Genomic DNA, 23,870 nt, shown 5'->3' on the forward strand with positions numbered 1-23,870 from the left:
ACAAACGAGGAAGGTGCCATGCTGAAGCCCGCTGACAATCGATCGCTGAGCGCATTCTCGCTGATCGAATTGCTGGTAGTCTGCGTCATCCTGGTGGCTCTCGGGGCCGGGCTTTCGGCCATGCTCATAGGCCATGCCAAACCAGGATCGCATCAGGCGGCCACTCCGATGGACCGTGCTCAAAGCGTTGTGTGTATGAATAATCTCAACCAGATCCGCGACGCGATCGCGGCCGCCGAGGCCTCGGACCCGAACGGAGCGCCGCCAGCAACGCTTGCTTCCCTGAAGCTGCCCGTGGAGATGACGCAGTGCCCTCTGGACCATTCGCCTTACAAATACGACCCGGTAACCGGACAGGTCCATTGCACATATCCAGGGCACGAAAAGTACTGATCGAGGTTGCATTGAGCGCTCAACCCTGTGCCCACAAATGTAACGGCGGGTTCCCTCCTTTACGCCGTCATGTTTAAGAAGGTCCTGATTGCGAACCGTGGTGAAATCGCGGTTCGCATTATTCGTGCCTGTCGCGAACTGAAGATTCGTAGTGTGGCTGTATACAGCACGGCGGATGCAGATTCTCTGGCGGTTTCGATGGCGGATGAGTCGGTTTGCATTGGGCCGCCGCCCCCGCGTGACAGCTATCTGCATGCTCCGAACATCATCAGTGCAGCGCATATAACCGGCGCCGAAGCCATTCATCCGGGGATCGGGTTTCTCTCCGAGCGTGCGAGTTTTGCGGAGGCATGCGAAGCCTGCGGCGTGAAGTTCATCGGGCCGCGAGCGCTCGCCATGGAGCGCATGGGCGACAAGGCCAGCGCGCGTGATGCCATGAAGGCGGCTGACGTACCGGTCGTGCCCGGCACGGGTGCGATATCGACTGAAGCTGAAGCCGTGCAGTTTGCGCAGGTCGCCGGTTACCCGATTCTGATCAAGGCCGCCATGGGCGGCGGCGGCCGCGGTATCCGGCTGGTACAGAACGACGAGGAGTTACCACGCGCCATTGAGATGGCCCGGTCGGAAGCCGCCTCAGCATTCGGCAGTCCGGACGTCTATTTGGAGAAGTATGTGGAAGAGCCGCGCCACATTGAGGTGCAGGTCCTCGCCGACGAGCACGGTCACATCATCCATCTGGGCGAACGCGAGTGTTCCGTTCAGAACCACCGGCACCAGAAGATTGTAGAAGAGAGCCCGGCGGTGCAGTTGACGCCGGCGCAGCGCGCCCGGATCGGCGAAGCGGCGGTAAAGGCTGCGCGCGCCGTTGCGTACAGCAACGCGGGCACGGTGGAGTTCCTTATGGATCGGCGTGGCGATTTCTACTTCCTCGAGATGAACAAGCGCCTTCAGGTAGAGCACTGCGTCACCGAAGCAATCACCGGTATCGATCTCGTGAAGGAGCAGATCCACATCGCTGCCGGCGAGCGCTTGAAGTACCGGCAGAAGGATATCCACTTCTCTGGGCACGCCATTGAGTGCCGCGTAAATGCCGAGGACCCGGCGAACGGTTTTGCTCCGAGCGCAGGCCGTATCCGGTCGTTCCAGATGCCCGGCGGTCCAGGCGTGCGCGTCGACAGCTGCCTTCGCAACAATCTGGAGGTACCGCCATGGTACGATCCACTGATCGCCAAGATCATCGTTGTGGATAAAGACCGCCCGCTTGCAATTGCCCGAATGGTGCGATGCCTCGCGGAGGCGCAGGTCGACGGAGTGCATACGAATCTGGAATTGCTCAAGACCATAGTCAGTAACGCGTTTTATCGACGGGGCGATATCACCACCGACTTTCTACAGCGGCGGATTCTCAATAACACGGGAGCGACACATTGATCGAGACTCTAAAGGGCCGGATCGTTTTTCTCATGGCGGTCGCGACAGCGATAGTGTCGATGGCTGCCACAAAGCCGGCACGCGCCGACGGCAAGTTCTATCTGCATAACGGAGACCGCGTGGTCTTCTATGGAGACAGCATCACCGAACAGCGCCTGTACACCACGTATGTGGAGAGCTACTGTGTTACGCGTTTTCCACACGAGCACTTCACGTTCATCCACAGCGGGTGGGGTGGAGACCGCGTCACCGGCGGTGGTGGCGGGCCAATCGACACTCGCCTGCAGCGTGACGTGGTGGCATACCATCCAACTGTTGTGACGATTGATCTGGCGATGAACGACGGTGGTTATCAGCCGTTCAACACCGGCCTGTTTCGAGTGTTCGTTCAGGGATACCGGCACATTATCGACGTTCTGGAACGTGACCTGCCGGGTGTGAGAATCACACTGCTGGAGGCGTCTCCATTCGATGATGTGACTCGAGCGCCGAGCTTTGCTGGTGGCTACAACGCGGTGCTGGAGGCGTACGGCGATGCGGTCGCCGAGCTGGGCCGCGAGTACCATCTTACGGTGGTGGACCTCAACGCACCACTTGTTGGCGCTTTGGCGCGCGCACTGGTCGCCGATCCGAGCGAGTCGCAGCATATCATTCCGGATCGCGTCCATCCGCAGGCCGGAGGCCACGCGATTATGGCTGCCGCGCTTCTGGAAGGCTGGAACGCACCTGCCCTTGTTGCCAATACGCATATTGACGCGGCATCGGCCCGCGCGATATCCGCCGAAGGCACGTCGATATACGATGTCTCGTTCCAGAATAACAAGCTCCGGTTTCGTGAATCCGACCATTGCCTGCCCTGGCCGCTGGATACTGCGGCGGGCAATCCCGACATGGCGCTGGCGATGCAGTGCAGTCCATTTGAACGCGACTTGAATGAATATCGCCTGCAGGTCACCGGCCTGCCGCAATCTGTCGGCTCATGGCAGATCGTCGTCGACGGCAAGCCGGCCGGTGAGGTTTCGCGCCAGGACCTGGAGCGTGGCGTTTCGCTCACCAGCTTTCCGGATCTGCCGGCAAACCAGCAGGCGGCCCAGGTGCTCGCGCTCACGCGCAAGCACAACGACATCCACTGGCAGCGCTGGCGCGTGGTGCAAACGCCACATGCCGTAAACGGCGTGCAGGTGGATGCAGCCACTCAGGCTGAGATGGATCGACTGGATGCTCAGGAAAACGACGTTGTGGTTCAACAGCGTGCAGCAGCGCTACCGGTCGGGCATAACGTGACGCTGCAGCCGGCCCCAGCAGCCGCCGGCTGAGCGTCGCAGCGCCTCAATTGGTGAAACCACAGCGGTTGCCGCCAGTCTATAGAGGTGGTTGCCCTGCGCCATCGATGCACGTACCGCTGCACGGTGGCGGCTACGCGTGTGCGTGCGCTGCCGTTCGCCAACTTTTTGCCATCAGGTGATCGCTTAATGCCGTTTTATGTACTCCGTTCCTCGCTGCTCACCGGGTTGATCCTGCTCGGGTCTACGGCCGCTTTGGCACAGGTGCCCCAGGCGATGCCGCCATCGCCCGCTCCGGGTCCCAATCGCGCCGCTCCCACACCGGCCCAAACCAGGTTTGGCCTCACCAGCAACGGGAAGACCGGCGTCGAGTCCGTGGATACATCGCTCTCGTCGCCACTGACGCTACAACGGGCTATATCGATTGCGCTGTACCGTCAGAATTCGATTGCCGTCGCCGGGTTCGGCATCGAAAGCGCCCGCCAGGGCGTCACCGTGGCGCGGTCCGCCTACTATCCGCAGGTGGTGCCAAACTTCCAGTACCAGGCCAATCTCACCCCGCAGCGGGGTGGTTCCTCCAACTCCAGCTCCACCGCGGATGGTATCGTTGCCAAGGAGTTGATCCTGGACAGCGGCCAGCGGGAAGCGACGCTCGGGCAGGCACGCCAGTCGCTCTTTGCCCAGCAATATGCTTTTGCCGATACGCGGCAGCAGGTGATACTCGCTGTTACCATCGATTACTTCAACCTGCTGCGTGATCGCGCATTGACACAGGTTCAGCAAGAGAACGTCCGCCTGCAGCAGACGAATGTTACCAATATCAACACTCAGGTAGCGGCTGGCACCGAAGCTGCCGTGGACAAACTGCAGGGCGTCGCCGACCTGGCGAATGCGCAAGTTGCGCTTCTCCAGGCGCAAACCACGGCAATACAGGACGAAGCTACGCTGAAGAATGCGATGGGCGTTATCTCAAGCCAGCATCTGGATCTGCCCGCGTCTGAAACACCGGCAGCGCCGGACACAGCGCACACGCCACTACCGTTGGAGGCATGGGTCAACGCGGCCTACTTCAACCGGTACGATGTTCGAGCACAGCAGGATGCTTTGAATGCCGAGGGCTACAACGTGCGGACAGCAAAACTGAACGCCGGAATCTCGGTTCAAGCCAACATCACCGAGGGATACGAGATCGACCCGATCGCGGGCGAAGACCGCTCCTTTGTGGTGGCTCTTTCATACCCACTGTTTGACGGCGGACTGACCCGGGCGCAGGTGAAGGCGGCCGAGTCGCAGCAGCAGAGCGACCGGCGCAATCTCGATGAACTTGAACAGAACGTGCGCCTTGATGTGGAACTGGCGTACACGGCGCGTGAGCAGGCGCGCCAGCAGCTGGTTGCATCCCAGGCGGCCGTAGCTGCCGGCGATGCAAACTACACCGCGGCGTCGCAGCGGCTTCGGGAGGGCCAAGGCACCGTTCTCGACGTACTGAATGCCGAAGTGCAGCTGGTTACCGCGCGCGTTTCACTTGTGGATGCAATCTACGGCTTTCGTGTAGAGCAAGCCCAACTGGAGCGGGATGCCGGCGTCAATGACACCGCTTACGTTCCCAGTGTTCCGCACTCCATTCGAATCAAGGCTCCGGCGGCGTTTGCCGGCACAGCGATGCGGATGGCGCCTTAGCACCAGATACGTCGACTGCCAAAAGCCACGGTAACACCAATATGGCTGCAGATCAAACACCGATAATCGCCGTTACCGACGTTCAGCGGACGTACGAAATGGGATCTACCAGCGTCCACGCTTTGCGCGGTGTCACGCTGTCGATTCAACGCGGCGAGTTTGTAGCGATTATGGGTCCGTCAGGTTCGGGCAAATCGACATTTATGAACATCATCGGATGTCTCGATAGGCCAAGCCATGGCTCGTACCAACTGGACGGGATCGAGGTTTCGGCGCTGTCGGACAATGACCTGGCGGAGATTCGCAGTCGAAAGATTGGCTTCGTGTTCCAAACCTTCCACCTGCTTCCACGCACAACGGCGCAGCGAAACGTAGAGCTTCCGCTTCTGTACAGTGGCGCGAGGAATCGGCAGCAGGTTGCACGACATGCACTGGAGGTTGTTGGACTGGGCAACCGGCTGGATCATCGCCCGAACGAGCTTTCAGGCGGGCAACAGCAGCGTGTCGCGATCGCCCGAGCGCTGGTGAATGATCCGCCGGTGATCTTCGCCGACGAACCTACCGGCAATCTGGACACCCGTGCTGGGGAAGAGATCATGATTCTGTTCCAGCAGCTGAACCGTGAAGGCAAAACCGTCGTGGTCGTGACGCACGAGCCGGATATTGCCAATCATGCGCAGCGCCTGATCCGGTTCAAGGATGGTAAGATTGTTGGTGACAGTGCGGTAGCGCGGCCGGTGGATGCGCGAGCCGTACTCGACCGCTTGCGAGCTGACAGCCCGGACCTGTTTGAGGCTACTACCGCGTGAACAAATGGGGCGGCCGGTTAAGTAAAGCCGTTGTCTGGCTTGCGGTGGCCTGTGTGCTTTGGTTTGCTCCGGATGGAGCCTCCGGCAGCGTCTTACGCTGCAAGCACGGTGTGTTGACGTTTGTCGCAATTGTCTTGATCGGCAGCGCCATCTACAATACGCTCTTCTGGGACCGCTACCTGGGACATGGTTTGTCGCCACAGCCGGCAAGTCATCGACGCATTGCACGCCGCAGAGCGCGTGTGGCTTCGCACCATAGCTGAACTACCAAACGAAGCACCACCCAATTTGGTGGACAACAACAACAACAACACCGGCTAGCAGCCGGTTACGGCCCCTCGGTCTCTTCCGCCAGGCGAGGTATCGCCTTCAGGCCGTTCAATTGCTCACGAAAGTGCTGCATCTCCTCGGCTGTAATCTCGCCGAGATGCTCAAACCGTGCCGCCTCATCGCCCACAAACTCGGTCGGCATCTCCTTCAACTGGAGCGTCGTCCATTCGTCCTGCTTCACAAAGTGCTCGCCCAGCTTTTTGCAGCGGGTGCACCGGTACTTGATGTAGACATAGCTCGGGCCGAACTGGCGCACGTAGTAGGTCTTCTGCATCACGTCGCGCTTCAGAATGCGCTGACCACATGGGCACCTCAAACTGGTCTTCATGAAGCCCGTATCCTCCGGCTGCCAGATCTCCGCTCCGCGCGCTGCAAGGCTACCGCGGTTTGCCCCGAAAGGCCCCGATCCTGGACCGATTCCGCGCTCAGTATACCATAGTTGGGCGAGGGCCTTTCCGAGCGGTACCGCCGGGCCCTTACGCGGCAGTTTGTCCCGGTACTTCAGCCCTCATCGTGCAGACCGCGCCCGGGAATGAATATCTCCTCAAATCGTGAGAGTGCGTAACGGTCGGTCATGCCTGCGACGAAATCGCAGACGCGTACCGCCAGAGCGTCGTCAGGTCGCAAAGGGTTGACGGGCGGGAGTTCCTCGGGATGGGCAAGGTAGTGTTCAAAGAGTGACTCAATCACGTGGTGCACGCCGATGCTGTCGCCGGCGCGGCGTACAGGGTTGAGATAGACCCGCTGAAAGAGAAACTCTTTCAGCGAGTCGGTGGCGGCGGAGATATCCGGCGCCATCTCTACGGCCGTTCGCCGCGCGCTGTAGTCAACCACAGCGGCGACCATCACGGATATGCGCCGTGAGTGCGTCTCGCCTAGCAGCGCCATTTCGCGTTCCGGCAGCTCCGACTCTGCGAGGATCCCGGAGCGTACGGCGTCGTCGATATCGTGGTTCACGTATGCGATGCGGTCCGCGATTCGAACGGCCGAGCCTTCGAGGGTTTCGGGCAACTCCGCGTCATGCGCATCCAGGTTGCTTCGTCCCTTGCTGTGATGCGCGATGCCTTCCCGCACCTCCCAAGTGAGGTTTAGTCCGCCGACGACGACATCGGCGCCGGTTCGCGTGGACGTTTCCAGCACCTCCACCACGCGCAGGCTCTGGTCCACATGGCGGAATCCGTCCGGCAGCCCTGCTCGCCGGCAGGCATCGTCCAGTGCGGTTTCACCGGCATGCCCAAACGGCGGATGGCCAAGGTCATGCGCCAGCGCGATCGACTCGGTCAGGTCTTCATTCAGTCGCAATGCTCGCGAGATGGTTCGGGCAACCTGCGACACTTCCAGTGTATGCGTCAGGCGAGTTCTAACATGATCGCCTGCTGGATTGATGAAGACCTGCGTCTTGTGCTTGAGGCGTCGGAAGGCCCTGCAATGCAGAATCCGGTCTCGATCGCGCTGATACGCCGTCCGGATAGGATCCGGCGGTTCGTCCACGGCGCGTCCGCGGCTTTCCGATGATCGCGATGCTCCCGGCGCCAGCCAAATCTCTTCGAGTCTCTCCCACGCAATACGCGGACAGGGTGCGTCGTCAAAGGACATGATCGTTACCGCCTACCGCATCGGCGTCGGCAGTTTGTGGGCTACACGATGGTCGCGCATCTCCAGGCGTGCGCCGGTGCGGATCGTGAGGTCCGAACGTGGCTGCGCCGTGCAGAGCAGAATGAAACCGGCATCGCGGTCCTGGTCAAAGTAACGCCGCGATGCCGATTGGTCCCAACTGCCTGCACCTTCTACGTGTCCGGCACATGTGATGCACCATCCCTGCCGGCACATGTACGGCAGTTCGAGTCCGGCGTCCTCAGCGGCATCGAGCAAAAAGGAGCTGCTGGCTGCCCTGGTGTGCGCCTCGCTGCCGTCCGGCAGTATGAATGTGATGCTGAATACGGTGATGGCGTCAGACCCGCCGCAAACGAGCTTGCGGAGCGTTCCGGCCGAAATCGGAACGCTCCGCGAACCTCTTACGGATTGTAGAATCCGGCGTTCTTTGAATATGGAGCTTCACCGGGCGCGCCGCGTCGGAAGTGTCCCGACGGAACCACCTTGCCGTCGCGCTCCATGCTGAGCAGCTCAATAAACCACGCCTCGTGCTCAATCTCCTCCTGAAGGATGCGCGAGGCCATATCGTAAGTCCGCGGATCTTTGCCGAAGGTCATGTCGCAGACCTCATTCCAGGTGCGAACCGCGCATCGCTCAGCTTCCAGCAGCACGGTCAGAATATTGGTCGGTGTAGGAGGATTCGGCAGGAATGCGTCGGGGCACCCGGCCCGATTCGCAAAGTCGCGGATGTCGGTCGGCAATGATCCTCCGAGTTCATAGATGCGCGGCGTTATGAGCTCGAAATGGGCGCGGTCCTCGAGGCGGGCGTCTTCGCAAATCTCCTTGAAGTCCTCGTTTCCGGCGAGATACATGCGCAGGATGGTGTAGTAGTAATACGTGGTGAATTCGGCGCCTGCTGCGTCGATCAGCGTCTCGCGCAGCAGGTCGATATTCACGCCGCGCTTCCTCATCTGCTCAATGCCGACGCGCATCGTCAAATCGCCTGCGGCTACCACGCCGTCGCTGGCGTGCTTCTTTTCTGCCATCGTTATCTCCTTGAACTGCAATCGAACCGACGTTGTTTGCGCCAGGCCGGCGCGAGGCCCGACCTGCGACCCGTATCATGGCGCGGCCGCGGCCGAACCGGCCCACATCAGGCGCGGCGCTGCAAGGCATCATGACAGCCTCGGCTCAAGCTGTCAAGCAGGTTAACACCAGAGCTTTCAGGCTACCGGTAGTTCACAAACTGAATGTCGAACGGCAACTCCTCAATCGCTTTGAGCATCGCCTGCACCTTCTGAAGGTCGTCTTTTACCTTACCACTCACGCGGAGTTCGTCGCCCTGCATCTGTGCATTCACCTTCAGGTTCATCGCCTTTATTCGCTTGATCATGTCGCGGGCTGCGTCCTTCTCTAACCCCTGCTTCAGTGTCACGGTCTGACGCACGGTACCGCCGGAGCCCTGTTCCAGTTTGCCGTACTCGAGTGATTTCAACGAAACGTCCCGTTTTGCCAGCCGTGCACGGACGATGTCCAGCAGCGTTTGCAGGCGAAACTCGTCGTCACCCACCAGCTTGAGCGTTGCCTCCTCCAGGGTGACCGAGCTCTTGGTATTGCGGAAATCAAATCGCCCCTCCAACTCGCGCTGTGCCTGTTGGATGGCGTTCTTCACCTCTGCCAGATCCACGCGCGAAACCACATCAAACGAGAAATCAGCGGCCATTCATCCTCTCCTCTCCAGGTCCGCCCGAGCCACCTTCAGCTGCTTTCGAACCTCTTCCGGTGACGTACCGCCGTATGAGGTACGGGAAGCAGCGCTCCCGGAAGCGTTCAAGACGGCGACCAGGCTCTCCACGCCCTGCGTACCTTCGGGCAGCAGCGACCTCAACTCCGCTGCGGTAAGATTCTCAAGCGCCAAGCCGGCATGCTCACTCGCCGACACCGCGGCGCCGGTGAGCCGATGAGCCTCTCGAAATGGCATCCCGCGCCGTGTCAAGGCGTCGGCAAGGTCGGTGGCAGTGCTTGCGTCGCCCTTCATTGCGGCAGCCATTCTGGCCGGGTGAAACGTGGCGCTCTGCACAGCAATTCGCACGGAAGGCAATGCAAGCGACAGGGTATCCACCGCATCGAACAAGAGCTCCTTGTCTTCCTGAAGGTCCTTGTTATAAGCGAGCGGTAGACCCTTTACTACCGTGAGCATCGCCATCAGGTCACCGAAAACCCTGCCGGATTTGCCGCGAACAAGCTCCGCTGCATCCGGATTGCGCTTTTGCGGCATGATGCTGCTGCCGGTGGTTACGGCGTCGCCCAGCGTGACGAATCCATATTCCGGACTGCTCCAGAGAACCAGCTCTTCACCCATGCGCGAAAGATGGGCCATCAGTGTTGCGGCGGCCGAAAGATAGTCGAGTATGTAGTCGCGATCCGAAACAGCGTCGATGCTGTTCGCCATCGGTCCGTCGAACTCGAGTTCCGTCGCGGTGCGGAAACGGTCAATTGGGAAGGAGGTTCCAGCCAGGGCTGCCGCACCCAGTGGGCATACGTTAGCGCGTTTGCGGGCACAGATCAGGCGGTCGTCGTCCCGCGTGAGCATCTGGAACCACGCCAGCATGTGGTGACCCAATGAGCATGGCTGCGCGTGCTGGAGATGCGTAAGGCCAGGCAGGAGTGTGTCGGCGTGTTCCGCAGCAATATCCAGCAATGCCAGCTGAAGCGCCCGGATTTCGGCGCGGGTGCTGTCGATAGCGGAGCGGGTGAACAGTCGCGTGTCGGTAGCAACCTGATCGTTGCGGCTGCGCGCCGTATGGAGCCGGCCCGCGGCGGCGCCTACTCGCTCGCCCAGCATCACTTCAATGGCGGTATGAATGTCTTCGGCATCCTTGGGGAGAGAAGCGTCGCCTGACTCCAAATCCACCCGAATTGCCTCCAGACCTTCTACGATTATCGTGGCGTCGGCGCTGGGGATGATGCCACACGCGCCCAGCATACCGGCGTGAGCGATACTGGCCTGAATATCTTCGCGCCAGAGCCTGCAATCGATCGGAAGCGAGTTGTTCAAGCGCAAGAACAGTGCGTCTTGATCGCCCTGAATCCGCCCGCTCCAGAGCTTACGCATTCGCACCGCGTCCGGCCTGTGTCAGATGCCAGTAAAGGCGAGACTGCATGCCGTGTGTCTTGACCATGCCGATCGACTCAGACTGGTCAAATGTCTTGCTGTCAAACGATGCCAGGTCCTCGCTGTACAATGCCCACCGACTCTCCCGCCCGATGACGGTGACGGAGCCCTTGCACAGCCGGAGGATGACGTCACCGGATACCCGCTGCTGCACCTTTCCGATGAACGCCTCCAGATCCTCTTTGAGGGGATCGACCCAGAGGCCGCGGTATGCCAGCTCACCCCACTCACGGTCAACAAGCGCTTTGAACCGGAGTTCTTCGCGGGTGCAGACAAGCGCCTCAAGAGCGCGGTGGGCCGTCAACAGGATCACCGCGGCAGGGCACTCATAATTCTCGCGCACCTTCAGCCCGAGCATCCGGTCTTCCATGATGTCGACGCGGCCCACGCCGTGCTTACCGGCCAGCGCGTGCAGTTGCTGCACCAGGGCCAGTGGCTGAAGCAGCTCTCCATTTACGGCCGTGGGTTCGCCTTGCTCAAAGTGGATGGTAATCGTCTCTGCCTCATCCGGGGCGTCGCGCACACTGCGCGTCCACTGGAATATCTCCTCCGGCGGCGCGTATCCCGGCTCTTCCAATCTGCCACCCTCAATACTGCGGCCCCACAGGTTCTCGTCGATGCTCCATATCCGGTCGCGGGTTTGACCGATGTCAACGCCGTGCTCGGCTGCGTACTCGATCTCCTCGGTGCGCGTCCACGGCTCGCGAGCCCCGGATGGCAGGAGTCGGCCCTCCCGCATCGGCGCGATGATGCGCGCTTCCGGCATCAGTGTGCGCATGATGTACTCGATTCGAAACTGATCGTTGCCCTTTCCGGTACAGCCATGGGCAAATGCATCCACCCGCAACTCCTTCGCCTTTTCCACCGCCTTGAGCGCTATGAGCGGCCGCGCAATACTGGTCGATATCGGGTAGCCCTCGTAGTCGCCATTTGCCTTGACGGCGGGCCAACAGTAGTTGCGTACGAACTCCTCGCGGGCATCCACGGTAAAGTGGCGGGTTTTCAGTGTGTGCGCTCGCTCCTCCGCCTGGCGGATGTCGGCCTCCGGCTGCCCGACGTCGACCGTTACCGTGATGACGTCATCAAAGCCGTACTCCTCCCGCATAAGCGGAATGCACACCGATGTATCAAGTCCGCCGGAATAGACCAGCACCACACTCGCCATAATTATCTCCTTGCGAGAGTCGAGTCGACTGCGCCACCCGAAAGCATCCACCAGACCAGGGCCTTCTGCGCGTGAAGGCGGTTTTCGGCCTGCTGCATAATCAAGGCCCGATGTTCGTTGAAGACCTCCGCGCTGATCTCCTCGCCGCAGTGTGCGGGGAGGCAGTGCATTGCCACGGCGCCGGCGCCGGCTGCCTTCATCATACCGGCGTCCACCTGGAAGCCGCTGAACTGGGCGCGGCGCTGTGCCGCTTGACTTTCGTCGCCCATGCTCGTCCAGACGTCGGTGTAGACTGCATTGGCGCCGGAGACAGCCTCCATCGGCGAGGTGGTGATGCCGATTTCGGCTCCGGTGACGGATGCCGTTTCGCGCGCCGCCTGCACCACATCCGGTTTGGGTTGAAGCCCGGCCGGACAGGCCGCCTTCAGGTTGACGCCGGCGGCGGCGCATGCAAGCAGCAGCGAATGGAGAACGTTGTTGCCATCGCCACACCAGGCCAGCGTAAGTTGGTTGCCCAGGCCGCCAAATCGCTGCTTCAGCGTGAGCAAATCGGCCAGCGCCTGGCACGGGTGTTCCAACTCGCTGAGCGCGTTCACCACGGGTACCCCGCCGGGTTCCACAAGGTCCAGCAAAGTTTGATGCCGGTTCACGCGCGCCACGATCATGTGTGCCATCCTTGAAAGCACGGCGCCGACGTCCGACGCAGGCTCGCGCGTGTTGAGGCCGATGTCGCCGGGGCCCAGGTAGACCGAGCTGCCGCCGAGCTCAGTTGCGGCAACGCTGAAACTCACATGGGTTCTGAGCGATGGCTTCTCAAAGACCAGGGCGAGTGTGTGCGGGAATTGCCATTGCCAGCGAGATGGCCTTTCCAGGCGTTTCAACCGCATCGACTCCGCCAGGTCCAGCAGCCACACCAACTGCTCGCTGGTAAGATCAGCAGCGCTCAAGAAGTGGGGCGGAGGGTGTGGAGCGGAGCCGCTCATGCCGCCACCTCCGTGGATGGCGCGTCACCAAGCGCCAGAGCGAGCGATGATGCGAATTGCGCGACCTGCTCCCGGCTGATGCAAAGCGGTGGTAACAGGCGCAAGGTGCGATCACCAATGGCGTTCACCACCACGCCGCGCCGGAGCAAGAGCCGACCAAGCGATTGCGCATCGGGCTGCGCCAGCTCGATCGCCAGCATCAACCCCTTGCCGCGGATGCCCGCGATGCGGTCCGGCTGTCGTTCTGCCAGCTCCATGACCTCGGTCATCAATTGCAATCCACGAGCTGCCGCGTTCTCCACCATGCCTTCGTTGGCCAGTACCTCCAGCGTGGCCAGCGCCGCAGCGCATGCGAGAGGCTGGCCACCAAATGTGGAACCGTGGTCGCCGGCCGTCAGAACATCCGCGGCGCCGCCGCGGGCGAGACAGACACCGATCGGCAGGCCACTTGCCAGCCCCTTTGCCAGGGTGATCACGTCGGGATTGGCTTCGGTCCACTGGCTGGCCAGGAACCGCCCGGATCGGCCCATCCCGCACTGAATCTCGTCGCACATCAATAGGGCATCACTTTCGTTGCACGCCTCCCGGAGGCCGCGCATAAATGCACTCTCCGCTGGGTGCACACCACTCTCGCCCTGCACAGGTTCCACGAGGACCCCGCACGTTGCTTCGCCGATTAGCGAACGCGCCGACTCCAGATCCCCGAATGGCGCGTAGGCGAATCCCGGGACGATAGGCTCAAAGGGCGCCTGATACTTCGGCTGGGCCGTAGCCGATAGCGCTCCGAATGTGCGCCCATGGAATGAGCCCTCAAAGGTGACAAGCTGGCTGCACTCAGCGCCGAAACGCGACTTGCCCCACTTGCGCGCTAGTTTCAGCGCCGTTTCAACGGCCTCAGCGCCGGAATTACAGAAGAATGCTCGCTCCATACCGGTCAGGCGGCATAACTCCGCCGCCAACTGCGCCTGCAACTCGTTGTGAAACAGATTGCTCACATGTACGAGCCGGCCGGCCTGCCGGTGAATAGCGGCTGTAACGTGCGGGTGGCAATGACCAACCGGCGTGACGGCGATTCCGCCCAGGAAGTCGATGTATTCACGACCATCGGAGTCATACAGGACTGCTCCCTGGCCGCGAACGAATACGATCGGCGCTCGGCGGTAGGTCTGCATTACGCGCAGCTGGTCGAGTCGGATCGTCTTGTCGAGCAGCTTATCCACGTGGCTCTCGCTCATTGTCTCTTCAAAGTGTGTCAGCATCCCGTCTCTCCTATCGCTTTACCATCGTACCAATGCCGGTCCGCGTGAATATCTCCACCAACAGCGCATGCGGCACCCGGCCGTCCACCAAATGGGCGCTTTCACACCCGCCCTCCAGTGCCGTGATGCACGCCTCCAGTTTGGGGATCATACCGCGCTCCGCCTGGCCGCTCCGGAGCATCGCTTCAGCGCCGGTCACATCCATTTCTGCGATGATCGAGCCGGCGTCGTTAACGTCGGACCTGAGACCCTCCACATCGGTCAATATCACGAGCTTCGCTGCACCCAGCGCCGCGGCAATGTGTCCTGCGGCGTGATCGGCGTTGATGTTGTATGTTTCACCGTTGAGACCGATCGCAATGGACGAAATGACCGGAATGTATCCAGCCTGACTCAGCAAGTTCAGTGGATCCGGATTCACGTGTGCGATTTCACCGACGTATCCAAGGTCGCCGTCGGCGCACTCCATTTTGACCGCGGTGAGCAGGTTGGCATCTTTACCGCTGAGTCCAATTGCGCGTGCTCCCTGGGCGTTGAGCAGAGCCACGATCTCCTGATTGGTCTTGCCGGAGAGCACCATCTCCACGATCTCCATCGTCGATGAGTCTGTTACACGCAGGCCATTGATAAACCGCGGCTGCAATCCGTAGCGCTCCATGACCGAGGAGATTTCCGGTCCGCCGCCGTGCACCAGCACCGGTCGGATGCCCACGTAATGCAGGAGGGCGATATCCGCCATCACGCTGGACTTCAGGTGGTTGGCCGTCATAGCGGCGCCACCATATTTGGTCACGATCGTCCGCCCGTAGAACTGGCGCAGATACGGCAGTGCTTCGGATAGTACGGCCGCCTGAGTGGCGGCATCCAGGCGATTCTCGTCAGGTGTGGTATTCGGCATTGATTCGAATGTAGTCATAGCTCAAGTCACAGGTGAAGAACCGGCACGCCGCGGCTCCTACTCCCAGGTCAACCGTCAACTCCACTTCATCGCTTTGCAGGAACTTGCGAACTTCATCGGCGTCGAATGTGGCGACTGTGCCACGGGCGCAGACACAGTTCGTGCCGATGTGCACTTCCACTCTCTCCGGGTCCAGCGCCGCACCGGACCGTCCTGCTGCGGCCAGTATCCGTCCCCAATTCGGGTCACGCCCGAATAGCGCCGTCTTTACCAGCGGCGATTCCGCTATAGAACGCGCGCATCGTCGCGCATCAGCGTCGGACGCGGCGCCAACCACGCGCACGCTAACAAGGTGATTTGCACCCTCACCATCCCGGGCAATGCTTCGCGCCAGCGTGTCGCAGACACGCGTAAGAGCATCGGTGAAATCCTCGAGCGCTTCCTCCGTGGCGTCGGCCCGGGTTCCCGCATTGGAAGCAAGGATTATCGCCATATCGTTGGTGCTGGTGTCACCGTCCACTGTCACGGAATTGAGCGTGGACTTGGCAGCGCCGACCAGCGCCCGGCGCAGCCCGGCCGGCGATATCTGGGCGTCGGTACTGATGAACGCCAACATGGTCGCCATGTTCGGTGCAATCATTCCGGAGCCTTTACAAACGGCTCCGATCGTTATGGGCCCTTCCCAGGTGTCGGCGCGGCATTCTGCAGCCGTCATCTTGGTCCGCAGGTCGGTGGTGAGAATGGCGCGGGCAACCGCTTCATCGGATTGCTGGCCGGCTCCCAGGCGACCTGCCGCCTCGGCGATGCCGATCTCCACCAGCGGCACAGGCAGCAGTTGCCCAATGACGCCGGTGGAGGCGGTGATCACCGCATCCTCGCGAATCCCAAGCGCAGCTGCGGCGCTGCGTGCCATCGACACGTTGGCGGCGGCGCCGTCTATGCCGGTACAGGCGTTGGCGCACCCGGCATTGGCGACGACGCCCATCGCGAAGCCGCGGTCCGCTACCTGGCTGGAGAAGTCCACGCTGGCCGCGTGAATACGGTTCGTGGTGAAGATACCTGCCACGGTCCCAGGACGGTCTATGGCGACAAGGATAATATCGTCCCCCTGCGACTTTAGTCCGGCTCGTCCGGATCCGGCGCGGAAGCCGGCCGGTGCTGTGACTCCCCGGTCACGTATCGTTTCGAATTGCGTCAGCATAGGTCGTGCCTGAACTGGATCATGGCCAGACTGGAAGTGCATCGAGCCCGGCCGTCTCTGGAAGGCCCAGCATGAGGTTGATATTCTGAATCGCCTGGCCTGAGGCGCCCTTCACCATGTTATCGATGGCGCTGATGATCACGGCGCGATTCGCGCGTGCGTCTACTTCCACGCCAATGACGCAGTTGTTTGTGCCTCGTACCTGCGCCGTTGTAGGCAGCGTATTCTGTACGACGCGCACAAATGGCTCGTGTTGGTAACGAGTGGCGTATACGTTGCGCAGATCGGCAGCCGTCACCGGCTCCGTCAACTGAGCGTAGCAGGTGCACAGAATACCGCGTGTGACAGGCGCCGTGTGTGGGGTAAAGCTGACGCGAATGGACTGGCCCGCGGCGATCGAGAGCGCCTGCTCTATCTCCGGCGTATGGCGATGCGTGCCGGCGACTTTGTATGGCGAAAGATTCTCGTTGGTCTCGGCAAAGTGGTGCGCTTTGGAAGCGCGACCAGCGCCCGAAATCCCGGACCATGCATCCACCACGATGCTGGTGGTATCGGCGTAGCCAGCCTCAAGCAGTGGCGCCAGCGCCAGAGTGGCTGCGGTTGGATAACAGCCTGGATTCGCAACCAGGCGCGATTTCGCGATGTAAGCGCGATTCATCTCCGGCAGGCCATATGCCGCCTCTTCCAGCAAGTGAGGCGAGGCATGCGCAAAGCCGTACCAGTCTGCATAGAGTTCCGGCTGCTTCAGGCGGAAGTCTGCCGACAGGTCAACCACCTTTTGGCCGGCGCTCAGCAGCTCCGGCGCTGTGCGAACCGCGGCGCCACCCTCCTGCGCCAGTATCACCACTTCACAGCCGGCCATTGCATCCGGCGCGTCCTCGCCGGAACATATCAGATCGGTCGCGCCGGCCAGGCTGGGCACGCTCTGGGCCAGCGACATTGCCGCGCTGCTTCTCGATTGCACCGCAACGAGCTGCAGCTGTGGATGCCGAAGCACGAGCCGTGCAGCCTCGGCGCCGGCATAGCCCGTTACCCCAACTATCCCGACTGCTCTCTTTTCGCTGTTCATCCGTCTCTCGTCTCCCTCGCTGCCGGATCTTCCGCGTGGTCCGGTACCAAATCTTTAAACGCTAAAACGACCACCGCCATACACTGGCCGGCGGTCGCTGTAGGTTCCATCAACGAAAAAGCGCCGGGCCAACGTCAAACGCGTGGACCACGGCGCAAAAAGCGGTATTACGGCTTGGCGTTAACGAAGCGTGGTCATAAGCGTGCTATCTGTTCGCTCACGACGGAGGCGTTTCTCTGGCATAACGGCAAGGCCGGTGGATCTCATATCAATCTCAGCTTACCACGCTTGCAGGCGCCGTGTCAAGTTGTGGCCCGTAAATCGCGCATAACCTGACCTGAGTAGGTTCCTTGCCTCATGGTAGAACCTGACTGACCGCGAAGAGGGTTTGCGGCTTGCCGGGCAGCGCCACTACGCCGGCAGCGGGGAGCGCGGTATGAACCTCTCGCTGACGCCCTGCTGTCGAGCCGGGATTGGCACAGGCCTCAGACGACCGTCATCTGGCTGAATTCGGGTTGCCGAGCAGGTCGCGACACGGTGTGGTAGTTTAATGGGGAGTGGTGCCAGTTCGCTCGGCGTCCCCGCCAGCCCCCGATGAGCGGGACGACACACGAGCGTTACGTGTTCGCAAAGGGGGACAGCTTGAATGGTTATTCGATTGCCCGACGTAATGTACGTCAGGCCGCTTTCGTCTCTCTCTCTAGCGCGCGCTCGCTTTGTTTGTGTCGCGCGGCGTAGGCGCCGCTCCCTCACAGGCATTGCCGCCGCTGCCGCGACGCTTGGCCTCGCCGCCGCCACAACCAGCTGCGGCGGCGGCGGCGCACCGGCCGTTGCAGGCGCGGTGCGCACCACCATAAACTGGCCGCAGCGTTCCCGCGCCATCAACGCCCTCGCCTCGTCACTGTCGCTGGTCGTCACGTTCAAAGGCGCGGCAGCCAACGGCGGCGACTTCACGTGGACCATCAACCGCGCCGGCGGCGCCGGCGCATACAGCCAGCCGGCCGCCACACCGGGACCGGTGCATTACGGCAGCGTGAAGGTTTCTGTGAACTCTTTTGCCCAGCCGGACGGGCAGGGTTCTCAAACCGGTTCGGGAATTGGCGCCGTGCTGCTCAAGCCCGGGGCGGGCGGGGCACAACTGCCAGGAATCCAGCTGGCTACCGCGATTGAAGGCATCAGCGCTGGGTACGCTGGTGTTGTGCCGCCTTTCACCTACGTCCTCCTCCAGGTCCAGGTGGCTCTGCCAGGAGCCCCCGGGGGGGAGGCAAGGCCGGGACCGCGGGACCCGTCTTTGTCGTAACCCCCGGTTCACTTTTCTGGCGCCTGATCAGCGCAACCGACGGGAGCGTGAGCCTGACACCGGACGGCGTGATCTTCAGCGACGGTACGCACGCCGTAGCGACCGTGGCTGTCACCGCAGATCGGGTGTCTAGCGCACCACAAGGTATCGCGCTAGAGACGCTCACGCAGCTGTCTGTAAACGGGCGGCGGCCAGGTGTGTCGGCGCTGGATGCGCTGCTTGAGCGGCGGCGGCTAGCGGGGCGAATGGCTGCCGTTCCCGGCCACGGATGGCTGGCCCCCGCTCCAGCCAGTCACGGAGCAGCGCTTTATGGCACTCCAGGAGCCTGATCCTTAAGTAAGGCAAAGAACGCCCGACAGCCGGATTGCTCAACGGGGTAACAAGAATCAGGAGTCGGCCGGTTGAACTTCATGTCCCCAGCCACCTCCGCCTGGGGTCTCAATCTCCACGGCACACTCTTCGGCTACCGCGCCGCTCCACTTTGCCGGCAATTCGCGGCGACTTCCGTCGGCTTCTACAATGCTATTCCGTCCAGTTACGCCTCCGCCGCCGCCATGTGCGCCCGGTGGGCGAGAGTCTCTGCGCTCAGCGAGGATGGAGACGACCGCCGGTGTGAGCAATCGCGTGCGGCGCAGGAGGCCGTCGCCGCCGGGAAACTCGCCTGCGCCCCCGCTTCGCGAGCGTATTCCCAGCGCCTCAATGCGCAGTGGATAGTACGATTCGAGCGCCTCGGCCGGCGTGTTGAGCGTATTCGTCATGTGGCTGTGGATCGCTGAGCTTCCGGGCCGATGGTTTGCTGCGCCGGCGCCACCGCCGAGCGTTTCGTAGTAGGTGAAGTTGCGTCGCCGGGTCGGATCCCAGCCACCGATCGTAAGGTTGTTCATCGTGCCCTGGCTGGCGGCCGGGAACCTCTCCGGAGCGCATTTGCCGAGCGCCGCGAGCAGCACGTCAACCACGCGCTGCGAAGTCTCGGTGTTGCCGGCGGCGACGGCCGCGCCTTCGGCGGGGTTCAGCAGGCACCCGTGCGGCGCACGAATGGTTATCGGCTCCCAGCAACCGCTGTTGGTGGGAATCTCGTCTCCCACCAGGCACCGCACCACGTACCAGCATGCCGAAGTGGTTACCGCCAGTGGCGCGTTCATGGGTCCTTGACACTGCTTGGCCGTGCCGGTGAAATCGATGTCCGCATGACCGCCCTTCAGTGTGAGGCGGACGCGGATTGAGAGTGGTCCGGCAGTCTGGCCGTCATCGTCGAGCTGGTCCTCGGCCTCCCAGCATCCGTCGGGAAGAGCTAACAGCGCGCTGCGTATCGCGGCGGCCGAATATCGCCGGGCCTCAGCCAGTCGCAACTGGTAGGTATCCCAACCGTGTGTCTGGACGATTGCGGCCAAACGCCTGCAGCCGATGCGGCATGCCCCAATTTGCGCGGCGATATCGCCACGTCGTTCATCCGGCGTGCGTGTATTGGCACAGAGGATTGCCAGTGGATCGGCCTGTAAGCTGCCGCCCCGCATCAGCGCCACCGGTGGTATGACAATTCCCTCCTGGCACAACTCCGTTGCCGGCGCCAGCGAACCGGGGCTCGATCCGCCAACATCGGCATGGTGAGCGCGCGACGCGGTAAAGCCAACCAGGCGCGCCGACTTGCCGAGACCGACATACACCGGCATCGCCACCGTGATGTCCGGGAGATGCGTTCCGCCGTGCGCCGGATCGTTACACATCCAGGCGATACCGCGCGGCCACGCCACCTCGTTTCGCAGCGAGCGCAGAAGTACTGCCATTGCGCCCAGGTGTACAGGAATATGCGCTGCCTGGGCGATCAGTTCGCCATCGGGACCAAATATGGCGCACGACGCGTCGCGGCGGTCACGGATGTTCGGGGAGGATGCAGTGCGCTCCAGTGTTGCGCCCATCTCTTCAGCAACCGACGCCAGCAGGTGACGCCACACCGCAATCTGCACCGGGTCCGGCGCCGCGCCGCGGACTTCGTCGATGTCGGTCTCTGTTCTATCCAACGGTAATTGCTCCGGCAGGTGCGATGCGCGCCGATGACAATGGTACTGCTATCCGGTACCATTCAGTCGACCGCGGTCCGCTGCGCACACATTCGCGTAACCGCGCCTCAGGAATGACGTCTAAACATTCGGCGCCGAGGCCGCAGTGTGTTGGTACCACATGCGCGGATTCCGGGCGCCGTCGTTCTTTGGCGTGCAGCGAATTCGGTGAGCGAGGTTCTCATTGGGCTGGAGGCAGACGAGTTGCTGAAATTTCGGCGGGCGCCTCTTGGGGCGATGCTGGTCGAGTCGGGCGTTTTGACGCAGGAGCAGCTCGATTCTGCCGTTGCCGAGCAGACGCGTTCCGGGGATGGCAAGCGCCTCGGTGAAGTCCTGGTCCGCATGCGCTATATCACGGAGCAGGGCCTCCTTCAGGCGTTGTCCCACCAGCTTGAGGTGCCGATCGTCGATCTTACCGCCCAGCCACCGGATCCCGGCGTGCTGCAAATGGTACCCAGCGAATTCGCGCTCCGGCATCAACTGCTGCCGCTGGGTATGACGGACGCGGCATTGACGGTGGCTATGGCGGATCCACTCGACATCAGCGCCATCGACGATCTTCGCCTCCTGACGGGCCGTGAAGTAATCCCTATGCTGGCGCTGCCGTCAGATATCCGCCGACTGGGCGAACAGGCCTATATGTCGCGGATGATCCAGGATGTGCAGGAGGCCGAGCGAGGTGCGGATGACGACGATAATCTGGATGTTGCCGATCTCCAGAAAATGGCGCGCGAAGAGCTCGTCATCCAGATGGTCAACCTGATCATCAACCAGGCGATTCAGGACCGGGCCAGCGACGTTCATATTGAGCCGTTCGAGAAGGAGCTGCGGGTCCGCTACCGCGTTGACGGCGTGCTGCGCGAAATCAATTCGCCGCCGAAGAGGTTTCATGCCGCGGTCGTAAGCCGAATCAAGATTCTCTCCGACCTGAACATCGCCGAGCGGCGGCTGCCGCAGGACGGACGCATGCGTATTCGCAGCGGTGGACGTTCTATCGACTTGCGCGTTTCCACCGTGCCCACCGTGTACGGTGAGTCGGTGGTCATGAGGATCCTCGACAAGACGACCGCGCTTCTCGGTCTGAACGAGCTCGGGATGGCCGACATGATGAGCCAGCGGTTTCGCAAACTCATCGCCGAGCCTCACGGCATCATTCTGGTAACCGGGCCAACCGGCTCCGGAAAGACCACGACGCTATATGCCAGCCTGAACGAGATATACAGCGTCGAGAAGAAGATCATTACGATTGAGGATCCGGTTGAATACCAGCTGGCCGGTGTCAACCAGATCCATGTACAGCCACAGATTGGCCTGACCTTTGCGGATGGCCTGCGCCACATCGTCCGCCAGGATCCCGACATCATCATGGTGGGTGAAATTCGAGACCGGGAGACCGTGGAGATCGCGATTCATGCGGCGCTCACGGGCCACCTGGTTTTCTCTACATTGCACACCAACGATGCGCCAGGCGCCATCGGCCGCTTGCTGGATATGGGGGCAGAGCCGTATCTGGTGGCCTCGTCGCTCATTGGGGTTGCCGCTCAGCGCCTCGTCCGTCTGAACTGTCCCCGGTGCGCCGCGCCATACGAAGAGAAGCCGGAGGTCCTGCGCGACATCGGAATCGACCCGGGCGATGTGCGACAAACGCCCCTGATGAAGTCGACCGGCTGTCCGGAATGTCGCGGCATCGGCTTCCGTGGGCGGTCCGGCATCTACGAGCTGTTGACGGTTGATGAAACGGTACGTCGCATGATTGTTGAACACGAAACCGCTGGAAACATCCGGCAGCATGCTCAGAAGGCTCAGGGAATGACCACCATGTTGAACGATGGTCGTAGGCGGGTGCTCAAGGGCACGACGACAATTCAGGAAGTCTTGCGCGTATGTCAGCGCGAAGAGTTCGACAACTAGAAGCTTAAGCCGCAAGAATGCCGCAATTCAATTACGAGGCAATAGATACCGCAGGGAAATCGAGTTCCGGGCTCATCACAGCGCGTGATGTTACCGAGGCTGCGGCACGAGTCCGCGCCATGGGCGTCTATCCGGTTCAGATCGGCGCCGGTCGCGTGGAGGCGGGGTCGAACGGCAATGCTTCGGCCACGCTCCAAACGCAGAGCGGTGGCTCGGTTGCGCAGGTTTGGCAGAGCCTGATAGCTCCAAAAGCCGCGGGAGCCGGCAGCCGGCGGGTTGGCCGTCTTCAGGTGCTGCTGTTTACGCGTGAGATGGCGGACCTTCTCGACGCCGGCCTGCCCATGGACCGGGCCTTCTCGGTACTTATAAACCAGGCCGAGGTGGATTCGGTTCGCGAGATGCTCACCGCGATGCAGTCGGATATCCGGAGTGGCAAGCCGCTTTCCGAGTCCCTTGCCGCGTTTCCGCGCGAATTCAGTTACCTCTACGTGAATATGGTGCGCGCCGGTGAGGTCTCGGGCCAGTTGGCGAGTGTGATGGCTCGTCTGGCCGACTTCATGGAGAAGGAGGCGGTTCGGCGAAGCCAGATCATGGCGGCACTCAGTTATCCGATGGTACTGATTACTGTAGCCACTATTGCGATTATTTTCCTGGTGATGTACGTCATTCCAAAACTCAGCGCCGTGTTCAAAGACCTCGGCGCTGCACTGCCGCTTCCAACGCAGCTGCTGCTGGGGGTTTCAACGGCCGTTGGGCACTATTGGTGGGCAATACTGATCGTCGTGGTCGGCGTCGTGGTCGGATTCCGGGCCTGGGTGAGCACCGGTTTCGGCCGAAAATCGTTTGATGCCTTTCGATTGTCGGTACCGCTGTTCGGCAAGCTGATGCGCAAGATCATCTCGGCGCGCTTCGCGCGGACATTGGGGACTCTGTTAGCGGGTGGTGTGCCGATTCTCCAGTCGATGGAGATATCGGCAGCCGCGGTTGGCAATGTTGTGGCCAGCGATGCAATCACGACCGCGTACAGCGGCGTGCGACAGGGTGAGACACTGCACACATCCATCGAGCAAACCGGCGTGTTTCTACCGGTGGTAAATCATATGACCGCGGTCGGCGAGGAGACGGGCAGGCTCCCAGCCATGCTTATCCGAACCGCCGAAACCCTCGACTTCGAGGTTGACAACGCGATGCGGCGACTTACCAGCATGGTTGAGCCGCTGATCGTCGTATGCATGGGCGGATTCGTGGGCTTCGTGGTGCTCTCGATTCTGCTGCCGATTCTGCAGATCAATACGCTGGTCCATTAGCTACGGGAGGATTCTGGTGAAACAAA

At 61.5% G+C, this 23,870-nt stretch carries 22 protein-coding genes; 9 read left to right on the plus strand and 13 right to left on the minus strand.

Features of this window, described 5'->3' with window-relative positions; translation table 11 throughout:
- Window positions 1-18: 18 nt before the first annotated feature.
- From KGJ62_07315 to KGJ62_07335, 5 genes are all read left to right on the plus strand, one after another.
- On the plus strand, window positions 19-393 hold the full coding sequence (locus KGJ62_07315; GenBank protein MDE2126381.1) for a type II secretion system protein: 375 nt from the start codon (window positions 19-21) through the stop codon (window positions 391-393).
- A gap of 69 nt (window positions 394-462) precedes the next feature.
- Window positions 463-1,824 carry an acetyl-CoA carboxylase biotin carboxylase subunit gene (gene accC, locus KGJ62_07320; protein MDE2126382.1) on the plus strand — a complete coding sequence of 454 codons (1,362 nt, stop codon included), beginning with the start codon at window positions 463-465 and terminating at the stop codon, window positions 1,822-1,824.
- Window positions 1,821-3,140 carry a GDSL family lipase gene (locus tag KGJ62_07325; GenBank protein MDE2126383.1) on the plus strand — a complete coding sequence of 440 codons (1,320 nt, stop codon included), beginning with the start codon at window positions 1,821-1,823 and terminating at the stop codon, window positions 3,138-3,140. Before accC ends, KGJ62_07325 begins: the two co-directional genes overlap by 4 nt.
- A 156-nt stretch (window positions 3,141-3,296) precedes the next feature.
- Window positions 3,297-4,787: a TolC family protein gene (locus tag KGJ62_07330; protein ID MDE2126384.1), complete on the plus strand. Its 1,491-nt coding sequence runs from the start codon at window positions 3,297-3,299 to the stop codon at window positions 4,785-4,787.
- Window positions 4,788-4,849: 62 nt separating this feature from the next.
- Complete coding sequence (locus KGJ62_07335) at window positions 4,850-5,596, plus strand: ABC transporter ATP-binding protein (protein MDE2126385.1); 747 nt, start codon at window positions 4,850-4,852, stop codon at window positions 5,594-5,596.
- Window positions 5,597-5,924: 328 nt separating this feature from the next.
- Here KGJ62_07335 and KGJ62_07340 read toward each other — a convergent pair whose 3' ends face one another.
- From KGJ62_07340 to KGJ62_07395, 12 genes are all read right to left on the minus strand, one after another.
- Window positions 5,925-6,254: a hypothetical protein gene (locus KGJ62_07340; protein MDE2126386.1), complete on the minus strand. Its 330-nt coding sequence runs from the start codon at window positions 6,252-6,254 to the stop codon at window positions 5,925-5,927.
- A 173-nt stretch (window positions 6,255-6,427) separates the two neighbouring features.
- Window positions 6,428-7,522 (minus strand): deoxyguanosinetriphosphate triphosphohydrolase, encoded by a 1,095-nt coding sequence (locus KGJ62_07345; GenBank protein ID MDE2126387.1) that lies wholly within the window; start codon window positions 7,520-7,522, stop codon window positions 6,428-6,430.
- Between the two features lie 12 nt (window positions 7,523-7,534).
- Window positions 7,535-7,975, minus strand: coding sequence for a 2Fe-2S iron-sulfur cluster binding domain-containing protein (locus KGJ62_07350; GenBank protein MDE2126388.1), 441 nt, complete (start codon window positions 7,973-7,975; stop codon window positions 7,535-7,537).
- A complete protein-coding gene (locus KGJ62_07355; GenBank protein MDE2126389.1) occupies window positions 7,942-8,565 on the minus strand; it encodes a DNA protection protein DPS in 624 nt (207 codons plus the stop codon). The genes KGJ62_07350 and KGJ62_07355 overlap by 34 nt, the downstream gene beginning before the upstream one ends.
- 182 nt (window positions 8,566-8,747) lie before the next feature.
- A complete protein-coding gene (locus KGJ62_07360; GenBank protein MDE2126390.1) occupies window positions 8,748-9,242 on the minus strand; it encodes a YajQ family cyclic di-GMP-binding protein in 495 nt (164 codons plus the stop codon).
- Window positions 9,243-10,634 carry an argininosuccinate lyase gene (argH, locus tag KGJ62_07365; GenBank protein ID MDE2126391.1) on the minus strand — a complete coding sequence of 464 codons (1,392 nt, stop codon included), beginning with the start codon at window positions 10,632-10,634 and terminating at the stop codon, window positions 9,243-9,245. It abuts the gene before it with no gap.
- The gene (locus KGJ62_07370; protein MDE2126392.1) at window positions 10,627-11,859 is read right to left on the minus strand and encodes an argininosuccinate synthase; all 1,233 of its coding nucleotides are present in this window, start codon (window positions 11,857-11,859) and stop codon (window positions 10,627-10,629) included. Before KGJ62_07370 ends, argH begins: the two co-directional genes overlap by 8 nt.
- A 2-nt stretch (window positions 11,860-11,861) precedes the next feature.
- The gene (gene argF / locus KGJ62_07375; protein ID MDE2126393.1) at window positions 11,862-12,842 is read right to left on the minus strand and encodes an ornithine carbamoyltransferase; all 981 of its coding nucleotides are present in this window, start codon (window positions 12,840-12,842) and stop codon (window positions 11,862-11,864) included.
- Window positions 12,839-14,077, minus strand: coding sequence for an aspartate aminotransferase family protein (locus KGJ62_07380; GenBank protein MDE2126394.1), 1,239 nt, complete (start codon window positions 14,075-14,077; stop codon window positions 12,839-12,841). The genes argF and KGJ62_07380 overlap by 4 nt, the downstream gene beginning before the upstream one ends.
- A 34-nt stretch (window positions 14,078-14,111) precedes the next feature.
- Complete coding sequence (gene argB, locus KGJ62_07385; GenBank protein MDE2126395.1) at window positions 14,112-14,999, minus strand: acetylglutamate kinase; 888 nt, start codon at window positions 14,997-14,999, stop codon at window positions 14,112-14,114.
- Window positions 14,980-16,200 (minus strand): bifunctional glutamate N-acetyltransferase/amino-acid acetyltransferase ArgJ, encoded by a 1,221-nt coding sequence (gene argJ, locus KGJ62_07390; GenBank protein MDE2126396.1) that lies wholly within the window; start codon window positions 16,198-16,200, stop codon window positions 14,980-14,982. Before argJ ends, argB begins: the two co-directional genes overlap by 20 nt.
- A gap of 19 nt (window positions 16,201-16,219) precedes the next feature.
- Complete coding sequence (locus tag KGJ62_07395) at window positions 16,220-17,269, minus strand: N-acetyl-gamma-glutamyl-phosphate reductase (protein ID MDE2126397.1); 1,050 nt, start codon at window positions 17,267-17,269, stop codon at window positions 16,220-16,222.
- A gap of 646 nt (window positions 17,270-17,915) precedes the next feature.
- On the opposite strand from KGJ62_07395, the gene KGJ62_07400 reads away from it, so the two are divergent.
- On the plus strand, window positions 17,916-18,569 hold the full coding sequence (locus KGJ62_07400; protein MDE2126398.1) for a hypothetical protein: 654 nt from the start codon (window positions 17,916-17,918) through the stop codon (window positions 18,567-18,569).
- Between the two features lie 47 nt (window positions 18,570-18,616).
- The gene (locus KGJ62_07405; GenBank protein ID MDE2126399.1) at window positions 18,617-18,898 is read left to right on the plus strand and encodes a hypothetical protein; all 282 of its coding nucleotides are present in this window, start codon (window positions 18,617-18,619) and stop codon (window positions 18,896-18,898) included.
- 57 nt (window positions 18,899-18,955) lie between these two features.
- Here KGJ62_07405 and KGJ62_07410 read toward each other — a convergent pair whose 3' ends face one another.
- A complete protein-coding gene (locus KGJ62_07410) occupies window positions 18,956-20,566 on the minus strand; it encodes a hydantoinase B/oxoprolinase family protein (GenBank protein ID MDE2126400.1) in 1,611 nt (536 codons plus the stop codon).
- A 297-nt stretch (window positions 20,567-20,863) separates the two neighbouring features.
- Between KGJ62_07410 and KGJ62_07415 the strand changes: the two genes are divergently transcribed.
- Both KGJ62_07415 and KGJ62_07420 read left to right on the plus strand, forming a co-directional pair.
- The gene (locus KGJ62_07415) at window positions 20,864-22,537 is read left to right on the plus strand and encodes a type II/IV secretion system protein (GenBank protein MDE2126401.1); all 1,674 of its coding nucleotides are present in this window, start codon (window positions 20,864-20,866) and stop codon (window positions 22,535-22,537) included.
- Window positions 22,538-22,554: 17 nt separating this feature from the next.
- Entirely contained in the window at window positions 22,555-23,844 is a 1,290-nt protein-coding gene (locus tag KGJ62_07420) for a type II secretion system F family protein (protein ID MDE2126402.1), read from the plus strand.
- The last annotated feature ends 26 nt before the right edge of the window (window positions 23,845-23,870 follow it).

This window comes from Armatimonadota bacterium (assembly GCA_028871815.1).
GTDB lineage: Bacteria > Armatimonadota > Chthonomonadetes > Chthonomonadales > Chthonomonadaceae > REEB205.

What these genes read in the sequence shown, in the direction of transcription:
- KGJ62_07315 (MDE2126381.1), top strand. Translation starts at nt 19, where the DNA reads ATGCTGAAGCCCGCTGACAATCGATCGCTGAGCGCATTCTCGCTGATC.
- accC (MDE2126382.1), top strand. Translation starts at nt 463, where the DNA reads ATGTTTAAGAAGGTCCTGATTGCGAACCGTGGTGAAATCGCGGTTCGC.
- KGJ62_07330 (MDE2126384.1), top strand. Translation starts at nt 3,297, where the DNA reads ATGCCGTTTTATGTACTCCGTTCCTCGCTGCTCACCGGGTTGATCCTG.
- KGJ62_07340 (MDE2126386.1), bottom strand. Translation starts at nt 6,254, where the DNA reads ATGAAGACCAGTTTGAGGTGCCCATGTGGTCAGCGCATTCTGAAGCGC.
- KGJ62_07345 (MDE2126387.1), bottom strand. Translation starts at nt 7,522, where the DNA reads ATGTCCTTTGACGACGCACCCTGTCCGCGTATTGCGTGGGAGAGACTC.
- KGJ62_07355 (MDE2126389.1), bottom strand. Translation starts at nt 8,565, where the DNA reads ATGGCAGAAAAGAAGCACGCCAGCGACGGCGTGGTAGCCGCAGGCGAT.
- KGJ62_07360 (MDE2126390.1), bottom strand. Translation starts at nt 9,242, where the DNA reads ATGGCCGCTGATTTCTCGTTTGATGTGGTTTCGCGCGTGGATCTGGCA.
- argH (MDE2126391.1), bottom strand. Translation starts at nt 10,634, where the DNA reads ATGCGTAAGCTCTGGAGCGGGCGGATTCAGGGCGATCAAGACGCACTG.
- KGJ62_07370 (MDE2126392.1), bottom strand. Translation starts at nt 11,859, where the DNA reads ATGGCGAGTGTGGTGCTGGTCTATTCCGGCGGACTTGATACATCGGTG.
- argF (MDE2126393.1), bottom strand. Translation starts at nt 12,842, where the DNA reads ATGAGCGGCTCCGCTCCACACCCTCCGCCCCACTTCTTGAGCGCTGCT.
- KGJ62_07380 (MDE2126394.1), bottom strand. Translation starts at nt 14,077, where the DNA reads ATGAGCGAGAGCCACGTGGATAAGCTGCTCGACAAGACGATCCGACTC.
- argB (MDE2126395.1), bottom strand. Translation starts at nt 14,999, where the DNA reads ATGCCGAATACCACACCTGACGAGAATCGCCTGGATGCCGCCACTCAG.
- argJ (MDE2126396.1), bottom strand. Translation starts at nt 16,200, where the DNA reads ATGCTGACGCAATTCGAAACGATACGTGACCGGGGAGTCACAGCACCG.
- KGJ62_07395 (MDE2126397.1), bottom strand. Translation starts at nt 17,269, where the DNA reads ATGAACAGCGAAAAGAGAGCAGTCGGGATAGTTGGGGTAACGGGCTAT.
- KGJ62_07400 (MDE2126398.1), top strand. Translation starts at nt 17,916, where the DNA reads ATGGTTATTCGATTGCCCGACGTAATGTACGTCAGGCCGCTTTCGTCT.
- KGJ62_07415 (MDE2126401.1), top strand. Translation starts at nt 20,864, where the DNA reads ATGCTGGTCGAGTCGGGCGTTTTGACGCAGGAGCAGCTCGATTCTGCC.
- KGJ62_07420 (MDE2126402.1), top strand. Translation starts at nt 22,555, where the DNA reads ATGCCGCAATTCAATTACGAGGCAATAGATACCGCAGGGAAATCGAGT.